The following is a 16,643-nucleotide window of genomic DNA, read 5'->3' as shown; positions in this document are numbered from 1 at the left end:
TCTATCCCTTGTTTCTGCCCAGACTAACTGTTTCGTTAATAGTTTCCAGATTGCTCCTCCATAATTATAACGGTCCATGCTTAAAGACTACTTAGTGTTAGCTGAAAATTAACTGAATGTATGCCGGGGGACCTGGGACGCAAAAACGCCGCCCATCCTGATGAGCAGCGTTTTGGGGTGTTATCATACGGATTGCCACACTCATTGCCTTAGTGATAAGATTAACTTAAGAACACATGGGGGCACTGAAATAACCATGAGGTGTAACAAATGATATATTTAGAACAGTTTACCTTTCCCGACGGAGACAGGGAATCCATCTTCTTCCAGGACAAGGTTAAACGAACCTGTTACGACTCCTATTATCCCTTTCAGGTCCTGCCGGGACGGGGGCTGGAAAGGCTTGATTTTGATCTCATCACCATTTTATATGGAGGAAACGGCTCGGGAAAATCGACCCTCTTAAATATCATCGCCGAAAAAACGGAAATCCCCCGGGATGCCATCTATAACAAATCCAATTTCTTCCCCGACTATGTCGCCATGTGCGAAATGCAGCTTAAAGTCTTCCTTCCTGAACACAGCCGGATCATTACCAGCGATGATGTGTTTGACTATATGCTTAACATACGCAGCTTAAATGAAGGAATTGACCGGAAACGGGAACAGCTTTTCGACGACTATCTGGAAGCGAAATATTCCCGGTTCCAATTGAAATCCCTGGCCGATTACGAGGAGCTGAAAAGAGTAAACCATGCCCGGTTTAACTCTCAGTCCCGTTTCGTCAGAAATGAATTGATGGATAATGCCCGGGAGTATTCCAACGGGGAAAATGCCTTCCGCTATTTCACGGAAAAAATAGATGAAAAGGGCCTTTATCTTCTGGATGAGCCTGAAAACAGCCTTTCCCCAAAGCGTCAGCTGGAATTAGTGCAATTTATCGAGGACTCGGCAAGGTTTTGGCAATGTCAGTTTATAATCGCCACCCATTCCCCTTTTCTCCTGGCCCTCAGGGGAGCCAAAATCTATAATCTGGATGAAACCCCCGTGGCTGTAAAGCGCTGGACGGAGCTGGAAAATGTCCGCATCTACTATGATTTTTTCAAAAAACGAGAAAGGGAGTTTTGATTGACCTTTTAGTAAATAAAGTCATGATAGTGGTTAGGCCACTGTCATGACTTTTTATCATATACGGCGAAAAGACTTTCTTGCCGTATAGATACATTGGAATCTTTTTAGAAGAATAATCTTGAATCATACACATAAATATTAGGGACAACCTTTGCCCAAGGAGGATGAAGTGAAGAAAAATCTTTATAAATACATCGTTTTGGGGATCATTTATATAGCGTTTTCCTTTATATCTTCAAGCCATATCTGCCTGGCTGCCGCCGAGATATCATCATCCCCTTCAGAGAAACAAGAAAAAATGGTCCGAGCAAGAATTATCAGCATTGATCTGCAAAAGCATCAAAACTCCGCTCAGTCTGTCGAGTTAATTACCTTAGAGGGGGCGCATAAGCAGCAAAGATTTGTTACGAGTTTTTATGCTACCGGTATTTTTTACGGAATTACTCTTAGAGAAAACGACGAGGTGTTCGTTACCCTTTTTCTTAACGGGGATGGGGCTGTGGAGAAAGTGAGTATTACAGAGATTGCCCGCGATAAGTATATGACCTACCTCTTATTGGGTTTTATTGGGCTTCTCGTATTAATCGGAGGATCCAAAGGCATTCGGGCTATTCTTTCCCTGCTTGCAACCTACTTTGCGATTATTTACGTTCTTTTTCCGCTTATTTTACAAGGCTATGATCCAACCTATATTACGATCGGTTTATGCTCGGTTATCGCAATTTTTACGTTGCTCTTAGTCGGAGGCCATAATAAGAAAACTTTTGCCGCTCTTATCGGAACCCTCTGCGGTCTCTGCGCTGCAGCCTATCTTACAATCACAATCGGCGATTTAGCACATTTTACCGGAGCCATTGATGAGGACTCCTATCTGTTGGAATATCTTCCCCAAGATTCTATATTCAGTTATCAAGGCTTGTTTTTTGCCGGAATCATTATCGGTTCTCTCGGCGCGGTCATGGATGTCAGCATGTCCATTGCTTCAGCCGTAAATGAATTGAAAGAAAAGACCTATTCGTTAAGTTCTTTCCAATTAATCAAAGCAGGTATGAATGTCGGAAAAGACACCATTGGTACCATGGCCAATACCTTGATCTTGGCTTATACAGGCGGTTCCATCTATATGCTGCTCCTTTTATCTGCCGAGAATATATCTTTGCATCAGCTTATCAACCGGGAAATCATTGCTTCGGAAATCTTAAGGTCTATGGCCGGAAGCATCGGCCTTACGATTACGGTTCCAATAACTGCGATTGTTGCCGGCCTCCTTTTTCAACGGCAACATCCCTGACCAGACTTTTCATCGTCCTGTTCTTGCCCTGGCTTTTGGCGCTGTACATGGCCTCGTCCGCTTGGGTGATCAGCTCTCTGACCGGAACCCGGCCTTCCGCCAGGCCGATGCTGAGGGATAGGGTCAAATCCCCGTAGTGCTCCGGCAAGATCAGAGCATTCACCTTCGTCCTGATTGCCTCCGCCGCCAGGTAGGCCTCATCCTTCCCGGGATTTGCAAAGATCACCACGAACTCATCCCCGCCGAACCGTATGACCTGTGCCTCGCTCCCTATGCTGCACCTGATGCATTCCGCCACGGATTTCAGGATACTGTCCCCGGCCAGGTGTCCGTAAAGATCATTGATGGATTTAAAATTGTCAATATCGATAAACAGCAAAGCCGTATTGCCCAATTCCGGACTTTCTGCCTTATCATAGTCCAGCATATACTGCTTATTGAAGAAGCCGGTCTGCGGATCGATGGAAGACCGTTTCATCAGCAGCTCTTTTTCCTGCTTCAGCTTCAGCTTGGCGGAGGTTATATCGTTGACCACCAGGAGCTTGGTTGAATCCCGATCATCCGGGTCTATGGGATGCTGAGTCATTGTGAGATATTTTTCTCCGCTTTCCACCACAATGGTTATCTCCTGCTGTTTATAATTCGTGTCAAAATCGTAGGTTTTGATCAGCTGCGTTATCTTATCCCCCGGCTCAATGGCCTTATTCTCCAGAATTTCTTTGGCCAGGTTGTTGATGCTGACGATGGTTAAATGCCGGTTGATGATGAGGATGCCTTCGCCGGAATTTAAAAACAACCTTCTGTACACATAGTCGGACTGTATATTCAGGAATTTGAACTTGATGATGGAGCGGAAAATATAAACAATAAAAATAAGAATGGCAAAATACATGAGAGAAAGATTGCTCTCCAGCCCAAAGTAAGCAGGCAGGATGTATTCGGAAACTATGCTGATCAGACAGGCCAGTCCGGTCCCGCTCAAAACGAATCGCAATTGGGTTCTTAATTTGCCGTCCTGCGTCATTTTATAGTGCCGCACAATAAGAATCAGGGCGAACACAGCCGGCAGACTGAACAAGGCGGACATGACCGGCGCGACGACCGGGTCGGTCAGCCGCCAGAAGGTCGGATCCGCATAATCGATGGGAAACAGGTACCTGGCCAGAATGGTCAGGGTGTTGATGGTCACCGACATATAAAATAACCCGTCCAGCTTCCTGCCGATAAACCGGTAGATAAACAGCAAAAAAGCAACCGCCATGTTGAGCATGCTGTAAAAATAGATCGTTTTCAGCACCAGCCCCAGGGTGGAAATATCGTCGCCGGCGATGCTTATGCTCAGAACCATCCAGAGGATAACCACGGTTAAGAAGCCCAAAAAGGACTCATTGACTTTATCCTTGCTTTTATTCAGATACACAAAAGTCCAAATAAATATCATAATCCCATAAACGATGGAAAAGGTAATATACTGCACGTTGCGCCCCACTTCTTTCCGCCAGGTGTCCGGGGTATTTCAGCCCAAACGGCCTTATACCTAATTATATGGATTTTGGCGGGCAAATCCAGAGAAAAAAGTACGGCGGCGGGGTCCCCTTTGCGGCGGAAGGCAGGATGTTTGCGGCACCGGTGTATATGAAGCCGGAGTAAGGGCTGTTCCCTGCGGTTTCCACCGTTAAAATCCGGCAGTTTGCAAAATTACGAAGCCTGCTTCCTGATTTTTAAAAAGGGCGGATTTTCAACATGGTTTCCGACAGATCCTCCACGATGTCCTGCCAGTGGCTGACCGGCTCCTCCCGCACTCTCTCTTCCAGCCCGGTCAGCCGCTCCTCCCAATCGGCTTTGACCTGCCGGACCGCTTCCGCCACCCGGCCCCCATGGTTATGCTGTTCCAGGATCTCCTGTGCGATGACCCGGCTGATTCCGGCCTCCAGGCTTTGTTCCAGATTCTCCCGCAGGACGGATTCGGGCGGTATCACCTTTCCTTTGTCGTAACGCTGCAGCTTTTCCTCCAGCCAGGCCAGAAACTGGGGGGTGCTCATGGCATTCAGTTCCACCCTGTTCCCCTGCAGCCAGCTCTCCCACTGAGGCTCAATATAGCTGGCCACCCCTCTTCTGCGTCCTGATTTTTCCACCTTTTCCACTTCCAGTTCCATAGCCACAGCTTCTTCGGGCTCCAGCCCCAGATTGATGATCTTTACCTTTCTGCCGGGCCGGGCTCCCGTTTCGTTTTGCAGAGTTTCATAGATAGTGGTGCCATAGGCGTCCGCGTCATGAATGCAGAAAAAGATGATCTCCTCTTCGGCATGTTCCCCCAGAGCATCCAGCAGGTCCCGGACCGCCCGGCTGGCATACCCTTTGCTGGTGAGCAGGGCCATATCGTATTTTTCCGGGATTTTTCTTTCCTTGAGCACATTGAAGAAACCCTCTTTTTCGATATAGAGAACTTTGTTGAACGTCCAGAGGGGCTTGCGGTAATTCTCCACCGCAATAGTACCGATGGAGATATCCTCGCCGCGATGGGGATGATAGAGGGTTCCCCGCTCATCCCGGTACATGAGGGGGATGTCGCCGTGCCGTGCCTCATAGCCCCCCACCAGGTCCCGGCAGAAATAGTTGTAATCCGGCTCTCTGCCGGTCTCCCGGATTACATAGGGCCTTACGGCATAATAAAGCTGGCGCAGGCTGAAGCGGTACTCGCCGTTGCCGCTGGCTTTGGCAATGGCCCGCTCCAGGCAATCCGCCACGATCTCCTTATGGGATCTCTTTTTGCCCACAGGCAGCTCCGTCAGGACTTTCCCGGCCCGGCGGACGGCCCGGGCGGCTGTCTCCCTGATGACATCCTCCACGACGGAAAGATCCGGCTCCTTCCCATCCGTCACCAGCGGCATATAGGGGGTTATGATATTGACGAGAAGCCGGACAGGTTTGCTCCGAAAAGAGAGGTACAGCCCGCAGCCCAACAGTCCCAGTTCATGCTTCTCCCGATCGTAGAGACTGACTTCGCCCGTGATGGGGGATTTGTTGAGCAAGACCGTTATGTCGGGGCTGGAAGAGGCTTCGGCGTAGACTTCGACCGCAAAGGGGATTTCCGCTCTATGTTCCCCCTTGGCACTCTCCACATAAAAGACGCCCTCCCCTTTGCTGTAGCTGCACCATTCCTCCCGCTCCCCGATCCGTCCCAGTCTCGCCGGCCTGACATTTTTGACCGCTGTTCTCATTTCCCCCAGCAAACCTTCCGTCTCGGCAAAGGTCAGGTCCCCGGCGGGAGTTTTGGGATAGAGGGCAGCGATTTTCCCTCCTTTGCCCCCGGTGCAGCCGTCAAATTGCTGGATAAGCTCCCGGACGGTGCCGCCGAAGGCCTGGAACAACTCGAAGAAATTCTCGCTGGTGTACCACCAGGGGGAGGTCTTTCCCCGGTAGCTCTCCCCACCGGCATAGCGAACCGCCGTCTGCGCCCAGCTTGAGTTGATGGGCAGTCTGCCCAGCTGGAAGCTGATCATGGTCCCCATTTCCTGAGCATCGCCCAGGCTCTCGGGCCGGGCCGTCCCGTCGGGCTGAAAATGAATCCGGTAACGCCTGCCCCTTGTGGAAACATACAACTCTCCCCCTGAGGCGGCCACCGCTCCGGCCACCACCCGCAGGCCGTTCCCCAGCGCTCCCCGGGTGGGCAGCCTCAGGTATTTAGAGGATCTTAAGGGCCTGTTGATGGAAAAGAGTGCGGGATCCAGCCCAGGTCCCTGATCCCTGACATAAAAAAAACCGTCTTCAAAACCGATCTCACAATGACCGCACACATCCAGGGCATTATCCGCCAGTTCCTTGCAGACCAGCATGGACAATTTGCTTTTGGGTACTCCCGCCTTTTGGGTCAGTGTCTCCATATTCCGGAACAGTTTCCAGTCTTCACGCTCGAAAAGCATATCCTGCACTCATCTCCCTGCATAGATAAGGATGTCGGCAATTTATGGAATATGATATGCTTCTACCCCCGCAAAGGGGAACCCCTGCAGCACGAAAAGACGCCCGCCTTCCCTGGGCAGGAAAAGCCGGGCGTCCTGAGTACAACGGTTCCCATCAACAAGATGAGGCGATTAATACAGTGAAACTACCACATATAATGCGGTAGTTTAAAAAGCAGCCTAAAATCTTTCGGGTTTAACGGACAGCTCTTTCCCATAAAAAGTGGCGGGCTATGTGTCGCACAGCTCCTTTAAAAACGGTGGCACATGGGTGTTGAAGATGTGCACCACGGTCTCCACCGGCACAATCATGCCGTCTCTTCCCCACTTTGTAGTGAGGGAGGCCAGCGCCCGGATGGTATAGTCAAGTTCAAGCAGCTCCGTTTCCGTCCAGTGGTGATGTTTGCGGACCGCAACATTGCGCTTCACCGCGGAATATCCTCCCCTGTAGCCGTATTCCAGGATCGAATTGTTGTCGTTTTCCCAGTAGATTTTGCTGAAAAGAATCTTATGCTGCAGAATGTTCTCAAACATAATACGATGACCCTCGTCCCAAGTAAGGCCGTCACCGATCTTATAAAGGGAATGTTCCATCATGTCGTCCCATATCCACTGCGGAACAGAATAGATATCACAGAAATAGGAATAAAAGGTTGATCTCGGTATGCCGCTCAAGCGGCAAACATCCATTACCTTAATCTCCGAAAGGCTCCTTGTCTGAAGCAATCTTTCCAGAGTTTTTTCCAGAGTACTGCAGAGCTTCATCTGTCCTTCCCGCTGCCTTACCCCACTAAGATTCACCTCCAGTTGTGGACGCTTCTATCCTACAGAGGCATCCGGACATTTAATTTTATGTACATTTTATCACAAATCTTTGAAAATGTGAATCATTTATAGCATCCCAGCAAACCTGGCTTGGCCTTCTTTGGACAGTTTTCAGTATCTGTCCAGAGCCAATAACTTTATAGACAAAATAGCGGAACTGTACGATGAAATTTCCGGCAATGATTTGTAAAATGAAATCGCGCAATTATATTATCAATCGTTGGGAGGAGAAAAAACAATGAGCACCACTATCTCACGCAGGGACTTTTTTAAGACTGCCGCTTTAGGGGCAGCCGGCATCGGCCTCATGGGACTGACAGGCTGCGACACATCCGTAGTAAATGAGACTCCCGGGGCGGACCCCACATCACCGGAAGGCTCCGCCGCGCTTCCCGACCCTTTCACCCTTGAAGAGTTTAAGGATTCACTGGTACAGCTTGACCCTATTGCCAGTTTTGTTGGCGAGGTTACAGTAGACATCGTCGTTGTCGGCGCCGGTGCGGCCGGTGTACCGGCGGCAGTCACCGCCGCTGAGGAGGGCAATTCCGTCGCCGTGCTGCAAAAGCAGAGCACGGTCGTCTCTCAAGGCAACTGCGGTTCCGGTCTTATTATCGACAAAAGTGACACCGAGGGGCTCCTTCGTTATGTCCAGCAGACCAACAGTCTGAACAGCTGGCGCTCCGACCCTGAGCTTCTTAAAGCCTACGTTATGCATTCCGGCGAGGCCGTGCAATGGGTATACGACCGCGCCCGCCTGACCGGCACTTCCGCCGGCAAGCCCAATGACAAAGGACTCTTCGCTTACCTGGACACCAGCCAGGATTTCACCGGAGAATGGACCGACCATCGTTACAGCAAGTTCGACTACGGTACGGCTAAAGCCCATATGTATGCGCCCTGGATGGGACCGAAACCCAATAATATCGGCACGTACCTGAGCTACGTGCTGGACGAGGCCGCCCAGCAATATTCCGACCGCATGAAGATTTATTACAGCACTCCGGGGGTTCAGCTTATTGTGGATGCCGGCCGGGTGAAGGGCGTCGTTGGCAAGCTTGCCGACGGGACTTATGTGAAGTTTAATGCTAATAAAGCCGTTATCCTCGCCACCGGTGACTATCAAAACAACTCTGCCATGGTGAAGCACTGGTGCCCGGATGTAGAGAACTTCGACAAGAAACAGTTCCAGAAGACGGGCGACGGCCACCTCATGGCGGTCACCGCCGGGGCTGTCATGGAAAAACTCGGGCATACCAAAATGCTCCACGACTTTGATGCCGGCCTCATGTATGAGGAGCCCTTCCTTTCCGTCAACATGAAAGGCAAGCGCTTCTGCAATGAGTTCATCGGTTTTGTCTACATGAACGACATGATGCTCCATCAGGATATGTACAAGGGCGGCAAGAACTACGACGTTCCGGAGAAGGGTTCTCTCGGGTGGTATTGCCAAATCTACGACAGCGACTACATGAGCCATGAAGCTTTCGAATCCTTAGTCCCCCCTGCCGTCATGGAAAAATACATGCCGGGAATTACCGATGAACACTATGCCGCCTCTCATAATGGCGCAGCCCGCACAGGCGTCTTCCCCCACCTGATCGACACCTGGCGTGCCGACAGCCTCGACGAGCTGGCCGACAAGCTCGGCATTGAGGATAAGCAAGCGTTCCTGGCCACTATCGAGCGCTACAACACGTTGTGCTCAAAGGGTGCGGATGAAGACTTCGGCAAGGATAAAAAGTGGATGAATGCTATTAAAAAACCTCCTTTTTATGGAATCCGGCGCCATCTGCGCGTCTCGGCCCTCTGCTCCGGTGTCTATATAAACGCCAACGGACAAACTCTCGATGAAAACAAGACACCTATCGAAGGACTTTATTGTGCCGGCAACCTGGGCGGACAGTTCTACGGCGCGGCGGATTATCCCTTCCATGCTACAGGCCTCTCCATCGGGCGCTGCTTCACCTTTGGCCGTCTGGCCGCTAAGCACGCCGCCTCCCTTTCCGGCGGCAGTGGCAAGATCGCCGAGTCCGGCACCACCACCGTTGCCGCAAGCTCTGTCGGTTCTTCCGGCAATTGGAAGGACGGCACCTATCAGGGCAAGGGCTCCGGGGTCTTCGGAGACGATATTAAGGTGAGCGTCACCATCGCCGGCGGCAAGATCACCGCCATCACCGTAGACGAGCAGAAAGAAACCGAAACCATCGGCGGCGTGGCATTGCCCACGTATATCGAAGCGGTGATCGCCAACCAGTCCACCGGGATTGACGCGGTCTCCGGCGCTACTATGACACTAAAAGGTTTCACTGACGCAGTAAACGATGCCCTGGCCAAAGCATCTGCCTAATGACGTAAAAGCAAACCATTTCTTAAGATACAAAGACTGCCGCCTAAGCCTTAATAGGGCCTTGGCGGCAGTCTTTTTGTCAACTTATCTGATAAACTCCTGATCCACCACATCATACAGTCCCCGGGTGGTGATGCGGATCTCCGGGATCACCGGGAGGGCAATAAAGGACAGGGCGATAAAAGGATGGGTATGGGCCGGCACCCCCATCTCATGGGCATAGCCGATCATTTGATTCAGAGTATTCTCTACAGCCTGGTATCCGGCATCGCTGATTAAACCCATGATAGGCAGGGGCAGGGTGGCCAGCACCCTTTGCCCACGGATCATGGTATAGCCTCCCTGGACTCTCTGCAATTCCTGCAGGGCGAGCAGGATACTTTCATCGTTGTCACCAATGGCCACCACATTATGCGAATCGTGGGAAACGCTGGTGGCGATTGCTCCCTGCCGCAGATTAAAGCCAAGCACGGGAGCCACGGCGAAATGTCCCGTCCCTTTGTGGCGCTCCACCACAACCACCTTGTTGTATTGGGCATTGGGAACAAAGCAGCCATCCTGGGCGGGCAGAACATCCCGCACATGCTTCGTAGTGATTTGACCTTCGATCATTTGAATCAGGGAGGACGGGGAGTCAGGAACGGCTAATTTCAGATCATCGGCACTGAGGTTGGGAAGGTGGACGGTCCGGCGCAGCTGCTCCGGACAGGGCTTAATTTCAATCTTCTTTTCCCGATCCACCTTTTTCCCTTTGTGGTAGACGGCATGAACCGCTACCTCTTCCAGGCTGTCCAGGATGACGAAATCCGCCTGATATCCCGGGGCAACTGCCCCCAGTTTCGTCAGGTTGTAGCATCTGGCCGTATTGATGGTGGCCATTTTGATGGCTTTAAGAGGCGGAATGCCCAAGGCGATGCTCTTCTTGATGTTATAGCTGATATGCCCTTCCCTCTGGATATCGTTGATATGTTTGTCATCGGTACAGAAGGAAAAGTTCCCTGTATCCATGCTATTGTCCCGAATCCCCCGGACAATAGCCTCCAGGTTTCTGGCACCGGAGCCCTCACGGATCAGGACCTGCATACCGTTGCGTACTTCCTCCAGAGCATAGGCATAGTCGATGCATTCGTGGTCCGTTTTGATACCGGCCAGGGCATAGGCCGCCAGCTGTTTGTCCTGGAGATAGGGGGCGTGCCCGTCTTTGATGCGCTCCCGGAAAAGGCGGAGTTTTTTCACCATGCCTTCTTCTGCTTCGATAACGGACACATAATCCATCACCTCACCCAAGCCCAGAACACGAGGGTTAGCCAAATAGGGTTCCATCTTTTCCGCTGAGAAAACACCACCGTTTTCTTCAAAAGGCACCGCCGGAACACAGGAGGGCAGCATCAGAAAGACATTAGCCGCCAAACCTTCGGTCTGCTCCAGCATATAATCCAGGCCCTCTTCACCGGCCACGTTAACTACTTCATGGGGATCAATGATAAACGTAGTGGTTCCCCATTGGAGGGCGGAGTGAATGAGCTCCGGCGGTGCAACCAGGGTGCTCTCCAAATGGAGGTGGGCGTCGATGAAGCCCGGGCAGAGATACTTCCCGCTCAGATCCACTTCTTCCCGGCCCTGGTACTGCCCCACACCCACAATCACTCCGTCTTCAACGGCAACATCCCTGACCAGAATTTCCTCTGAGAACACATTGATGACCTGGGCGTTCTTCAGCACAAGCTGTGCCTTCTCCCGCCCCAGGGACTTTGGCGCCAGCTTTTTTAAATTCCTATCGTTCATAGACCATACCTCCCCATCTATCTTCCTGTTCCTTTATTTTCTGATTCTGTATCCATCCCATCAACTACTTAAAAGGCAATAAAAAAGATTATAAAACATTTCAAATAGAACACAGCCGGCAATTGAAAAACTGCCGGTCATTCCGTTCGAAATTTTTATAATCAACTATTTACGGTAGTTGGTAGAGACGTTCAACCCATTATGAACTTATATAAAAATTTTATTATTCAGTTCAGTTCGATTTTTTCCCGGACTTTTCTCTGGTTATGATCACGCTTGCCGCTAATTTTGTTCTATATTATAAGCAGTGAAAAGGTAAATGTCAAGGAAAGAAAGTCCATGTTATAATGAATGACAAGATACCTGAAGAATGATAGAAATCAGGAGGATGGATCATGAGCATTACCGTCAGAGAATTTACACCTGAAGATATTCCCGCCATGCTGCCCATTTGGAACGAGGTGGTAGCTACCGGGATTGCGTTTCCCCAGATGGAACCCCTGGATGAAAAAACCGGCCTGGAGTTCTTCGGCGGCCAATCCTTTACCGGGGTGGCCATCGAAGAAGCTACAGGCAACATGGTGGGATTGTATATCCTCCATCCCAACAATGTGGGCCGCTGCGGACATATCTGCAATGCCAGCTATGCCGTTAAGAGTGAAGAACGGGGAAAACGCATCGGTGAAATTTTGGTTAAGCACTGCCTTGCCAAAGCGAAAGAAATCGGGTTTCAGATCCTGCAGTTCAACGCCGTCGTCAGTACAAATACGGCAGCCCTGCAACTCTACGCCAAGCTGGGTTTCGTTCAGCTTGGGGTCATTCCCGGAGGCTTTCTTATGAAAGACGGAAGCTATGAGGACATTATTCCTCATTATTATCTGCTGTGATATATGCTGTGAGAAAATATAGTCCTCACTGAACCACGAATCCATTTCTGAATTGCCTAGTTCAGCTCAGCCCGATGCCTGAGCAAGATTTTTCCTGGCAATCGCCATCATCAGCTTAATGCGGTTAAATTGGTTGACATCGCTGGCACCGGGATCGTAATCGATGGGAACGATATTGGCCAGTGGGTTGGACCTGCGCAGCGCTCCGATCATGCCTTTGCCTGTAACATGGTTGGGCAGGCAGGCAAAGGGCTGTAGGCAGACAATATTGGGAACGCCGCTGTCCACAAGCTCCACCATCTCCCCGGTCAGCAGCCAGCCCTCACCGCATTGATTGCCCAGGGAGACCAAGGTTTCGGCCTTCCTGGCGATTTCTTCGATGGGCAGGGGCTGCCGGAAGCGGCGGCTGTTTTGGAGTGCTGCTCTGGCCGGTTTTCTCAGCCATTCGATGAGGCGGATTCCGAGCCTGCCCAGATGCATGCCTTGCTTCGTACCGGTGAGGAATTCATAATTGAAGCCCTTGCTGTACATATCGGCGAGGAAAAAATCCATAAGATCCAGCACCACGGCTTCGCCGCCTTCTGCTTCAATAATGTCCACAAGCTGATTGTTGGCGTTGGGATGGTATTTGACCAGTATTTCACCCACCACGCCGACTTTGGGCTTTATCTCATGGTTCACTTCGATCCGATCAAAATCAGCGATCATCTCCTTCACCAAGCGGCGATAACCACCCACACCCAGGCGGGGCATCGCCCCGACCATGCGCCGGGTCCAGCGGGCCGCCAGATCGTCTGCCGCCCCTTTGTCCCGCTCATAGGGCCTGGTCGCATAGAGAACGCGCATCAGGACATCGCCCAGCAAAACGCCCAGCACCAGTTTTACCAGCAGCCCCGATGAGATTCTGAAACCGGAGTTGGTTTCGAGGCCGGCATGACTGAAGGAGATCACCGGCACCTGTTCCATGCCCAGATTCTGAAGAGCCTTGCGCAGCATGCCGATATAATTGCTGGCCCTGCACCCCCCTCCCGTCTGGGACATAAAGATGGCGGTCTTATCCAGGTTGCATTCCCCTGATTTCAAATAGGAAATCACCTGGCCCAGGGTCATGATCGTCGGATAGCAGGCATCATTATTGATGTATTTCAGCCCCTCATCCACCGCGTGACTATCTGCCTCCGGAAGCAGCTTGGCATTATAGCCAAAGGAATTAATGGCGGCCTCCACCAGATTGAAATGGATGGGGGACATCTGGGGCAGGAGAATGGTATAGCGTCCCTTCATTTCCTTCGTAAAATACCGGCGTTCAAAGGTGTAGGGTTTATCCACCGGATGCACACCACCCCGCCGGCGCTCCTCTGCCGCAGCCTTCAGGGATCTGATCCTGATCCTGGCCGCGCCCAGATTGGCCCCCTCATCGATCTTCAGCAGGGTATAGAGCTTATTTTTGCAGCTGAGGATCTCCTCAACCTGGTCTGTGGTCACCGCATCCAGACCGCAGCCGAAGGAATTCAGCTGGACCAGCTCGATATCCTCGTGTCGGCCAACGAATTCCGCCGCCTTATATAAACGGCTGTGATACATCCATTGATCCAACACCCGCAGCGGCCCGGACAGCGTCACACCGCCCGCCACGCTGTCCTCGGTCAGCACCGCCATCCCCAGGGAGGTGATCAGGGTATCCATACCATGGTTGATCTCAGGGTCCAGATGATAAGGCCTTCCGGCCAGCACTACGGCTTGCAACCCCTCTCTTTTGATGACGGCCAGAGCCTTTCGGCCCATCTCAGCAATATCTTTTTTAAACCGCTCATCTTCTCTCCGGGCAGCCCGGAGAGCTGCTCCGACCTCCTCCGGCTGCACACCATAGCCGGCCAGTTCATCAGCCAGTCTCCGGGCCAGTTTTTCGTCCGCGTCATAGGGCAGAAATGGATGCAGAAAAGTGATCCCCTTCTCCGCAAAATGGGGTTGCATGTTACCGCCGATGACTTCGGGATAGGTGGCGACGATGGGGCAATTATAATGATTGTTGGCCCCAGGATCTTCTCTTCTCTCATAGTTGATGGCGGGGTAGAAGATCACCGGGACGCCCTTGTCGGCCAGCCACTTGATGTGCCCATGCACAAGCTTGGCAGGATAGCAGGCCGTATCCGAGGTAATGGTATCCATCCCCAACTCATAGAGGGTCTTTGAGGAGGCTGGGGAGAGCAGGACAGAATAGCCCAGTTCCGTAAAGAAAGTGAACCAGAAGGGATAATTCTCATACATGTTGAGCACTCTGGGGATACCGATGACTCCTCGGGGTGCGACCTCCCGGGGTAGGGGCTGGTAAGCGAAGAGCCTTGCGTATTTCCGGGCATAGAGATTGGGCACCTGGGGCCCCTGTTTTACCCCGCCGCTCCCCTTCTCGCACCGGTTCCCGGTGACGAACTTTTGCCCATTGGCAAAGCTGTTGATGGTGAGCAGGCAGTTATTCTGACATCCCCTGCACCGGGAGTTGGAACTGCCGGCTTGAAACTCTGCCAGCATTTGTTCTGAGAGCAGGCCGGACCCGGACTCCGGCGCAGCTTTTTCGAGAGCGATGAGAGCGGCCCCGAAGGCGCCCATAAGCCCCGCGATATCCGGCCGTATCACCTGACGCCCTAAGACACTCTCGATACTCCGCAGCACGGCATTATTCAGGAAAGTGCCTCCCTGCACCACAACCTTTCCCCCCGCATCCCGGGGATCTCTCAGCTTGATGACTTTGTAAAGGGCATTCTTGATCACCGAATAGGAAAGCCCTGCGCTTATATCGCCAAGAGTCGCCCCTTCCTTTTGGGATTGCTTGACTTTGGAATTCATAAAGACAGTGCAGCGGGTGCCGAGATCCACCGGAGACCGTGCTAAAAGGCCCTCCTCAGCAAACTTCTCCACACTCATATTCACTGACTTGGCATAAGTCTCAATGAAAGAGCCACAGCCTGACGAGCAGGCCTCGTTAAGGATAATATGATGGATGGCCCCATCCTTCACCCTTATGCACTTCATATCCTGTCCGCCAATATCCAGAATGAACTCCACGCTGGGTAAAAACTCCTCGGCAGCTTTGTAATGAGCTATGGTCTCAATCTCGCCGTAATCCACACTGAAACCGGCTTGAATAAGCCCTTCACCGTAGCCTGTAACCACCGAATTGGCAATATAGGCCCCTCTGGGGAGGCTGGCGAAAAGTTCCTTGAGCATCATTCTTACCGTACCCACCGGATTGCCTTCGTTGCCTTTGTAGAAGGTATACAGCAGTTTCTTATCCTTGTCGATAAGGGCCCCTTTGGTGGTGGTGGATCCTGCGTCGATGCCGAGATATACAGGACCGTGAGCCTGGGCTATATCCCCTCTCACCGCTGCGTGCCGTCTGTGACGTCTCTCAAACTCCGCCAGTTCCTCCCCACTGGCAAACAAGGGAGGGAGGTGTCTGCTTTGCGTGGATACCGAAGCTCCGGCAGCGGCAATCCTGTCCAGTATCTCCGCAACCCCTATTCTATTCTGGCCTTCGGACAACAGCGCCGCGCCTATGGCGACAAAATACTGAGAATGCTCAGGGAAAATAACCTCCTCTTCCTTCAGTCCGAGGGTCTCTGTGAACCGCCCTCTCAGTTCAGACAAAAAAGACAGAGGGCCGCCGAGAAATGCCACGTTGCCGCGGATGACCCGGCCGCAGGCCAGACCGCTGATCGTTTGGTTGACAACGGCCTGAAAGATCGACGCCGCCAGATCGCTCACGGGCACCCCCTCATTGATCAGGGGCTGAATATCGGTCTTGGCAAAAACGCCGCAGCGGGCTGCGATGGGATAGATCACCGTGTGTTCCTTGGCGAATCGGTTGAGACCGGCCGCATCCGTATTGAGAAGAACAGCCATCTGATCGATGAAGGCTCCCGTCCCCCCCGCACAGGTTCCGTTCATGCGCTGCTCCACCGCGTCCTTGTAGAAGGTGATCTTGGCATCCTCACCACCCAGCTCAATGGCCACGTCGGTTTTCGGGATGAAAACCTCCACTGCTTTTGAGCAGGCGATCACTTCCTGCTCAAAAGGCAGATCAATAAGCCGGGAGAGCAATAACCCCCCTGAGCCTGTGATGCATGCCGTGACCTGCAGTCCCGGAAAATCCCCTTCAAGATCGGCGATAAGCTCGCCGACTTTAGCAAATACGCTGGACATATGACGCTCATAGCGGGAAAAAATCAGCTCCCCCCTGGGGTTGAGGAGGGCGATCTTAACCGTGGTGGACCCTATATCGATGCCAAGTTTCAAGCCTTCGTTTTTATCTTCTTGACCAATTATGGTATTCATAAGGAATCATAACACCTCGCTTTACAGAAGCCCATTGTAACCAACAGCACGTTATAATCAACATGTGTTGCTTATTTTATATA

At 51.8% G+C, this 16,643-nt stretch carries 9 protein-coding genes and 1 riboswitch; of the genes, 4 read left to right on the top strand and 5 right to left on the bottom strand.

Going from position 1 to position 16,643, the window contains the following annotated elements:
* Positions 1-270 precede the first annotated feature (270 nt).
* A complete protein-coding gene (locus DHAF_RS08570) occupies positions 271-1,128 on the top strand; it encodes an AAA family ATPase (RefSeq protein ID WP_015943620.1) in 858 nt (285 codons plus the stop codon).
* Positions 1,129-1,300: 172 nt separating this feature from the next.
* The gene (locus DHAF_RS08565; protein WP_015943619.1) at positions 1,301-2,422 is read left to right on the top strand and encodes a YibE/F family protein; all 1,122 of its coding nucleotides are present in this window, start codon (positions 1,301-1,303) and stop codon (positions 2,420-2,422) included.
* On the opposite strand, the gene DHAF_RS08560 is transcribed toward DHAF_RS08565, so the two are convergent.
* The 3 genes from DHAF_RS08560 to DHAF_RS08550 form a co-directional block, all read right to left on the bottom strand.
* The gene (locus DHAF_RS08560; RefSeq protein ID WP_242659953.1) at positions 2,364-3,899 is read right to left on the bottom strand and encodes a sensor domain-containing diguanylate cyclase; all 1,536 of its coding nucleotides are present in this window, start codon (positions 3,897-3,899) and stop codon (positions 2,364-2,366) included. The two genes, DHAF_RS08565 and DHAF_RS08560, sit on opposite strands and share 59 nt — an antisense overlap.
* Before the next feature lie 244 nt (positions 3,900-4,143).
* A complete protein-coding gene (locus DHAF_RS08555) occupies positions 4,144-6,345 on the bottom strand; it encodes a hypothetical protein (RefSeq protein WP_015943617.1) in 2,202 nt (733 codons plus the stop codon).
* Positions 6,346-6,615: 270 nt separating this feature from the next.
* On the bottom strand, positions 6,616-7,149 hold the full coding sequence (locus DHAF_RS08550) for a hypothetical protein (protein WP_041271938.1): 534 nt from the start codon (positions 7,147-7,149) through the stop codon (positions 6,616-6,618).
* A 298-nt stretch (positions 7,150-7,447) separates the two neighbouring features.
* Here DHAF_RS08550 and DHAF_RS08545 point away from each other — a divergent pair, with 298 nt between their 5' ends.
* On the top strand, positions 7,448-9,556 hold the full coding sequence (locus DHAF_RS08545; RefSeq protein ID WP_015943615.1) for an FAD-binding protein: 2,109 nt from the start codon (positions 7,448-7,450) through the stop codon (positions 9,554-9,556).
* Between the two features lie 84 nt (positions 9,557-9,640).
* Here the strand turns inward: DHAF_RS08545 and ade are convergent, their stop codons facing one another.
* Positions 9,641-11,341 carry an adenine deaminase gene (gene ade, locus DHAF_RS08540; protein ID WP_015943614.1) on the bottom strand — a complete coding sequence of 567 codons (1,701 nt, stop codon included), beginning with the start codon at positions 11,339-11,341 and terminating at the stop codon, positions 9,641-9,643.
* A 138-nt stretch (positions 11,342-11,479) separates the two neighbouring features.
* A riboswitch (purine riboswitch) is annotated at positions 11,480-11,576 on the bottom strand.
* 160 nt (positions 11,577-11,736) lie between these two features.
* Here ade and DHAF_RS08535 point away from each other — a divergent pair.
* Positions 11,737-12,228 (top strand): GNAT family N-acetyltransferase, encoded by a 492-nt coding sequence (locus DHAF_RS08535; protein WP_015943613.1) that lies wholly within the window; start codon positions 11,737-11,739, stop codon positions 12,226-12,228.
* Positions 12,229-12,294: 66 nt separating this feature from the next.
* On the opposite strand, the gene DHAF_RS08530 is transcribed toward DHAF_RS08535, so the two are convergent.
* Positions 12,295-16,560 carry a 2-hydroxyacyl-CoA dehydratase gene (locus DHAF_RS08530; protein WP_015943612.1) on the bottom strand — a complete coding sequence of 1,422 codons (4,266 nt, stop codon included), beginning with the start codon at positions 16,558-16,560 and terminating at the stop codon, positions 12,295-12,297.
* Positions 16,561-16,643 lie beyond the last annotated feature (83 nt).

It is taken from the genome of Desulfitobacterium hafniense DCB-2, from assembly GCF_000021925.1.
Classification (GTDB): domain Bacteria; phylum Bacillota; class Desulfitobacteriia; order Desulfitobacteriales; family Desulfitobacteriaceae; genus Desulfitobacterium; species Desulfitobacterium hafniense.
This window is presented reverse-complemented; position numbering and strand designations above follow the sequence as displayed.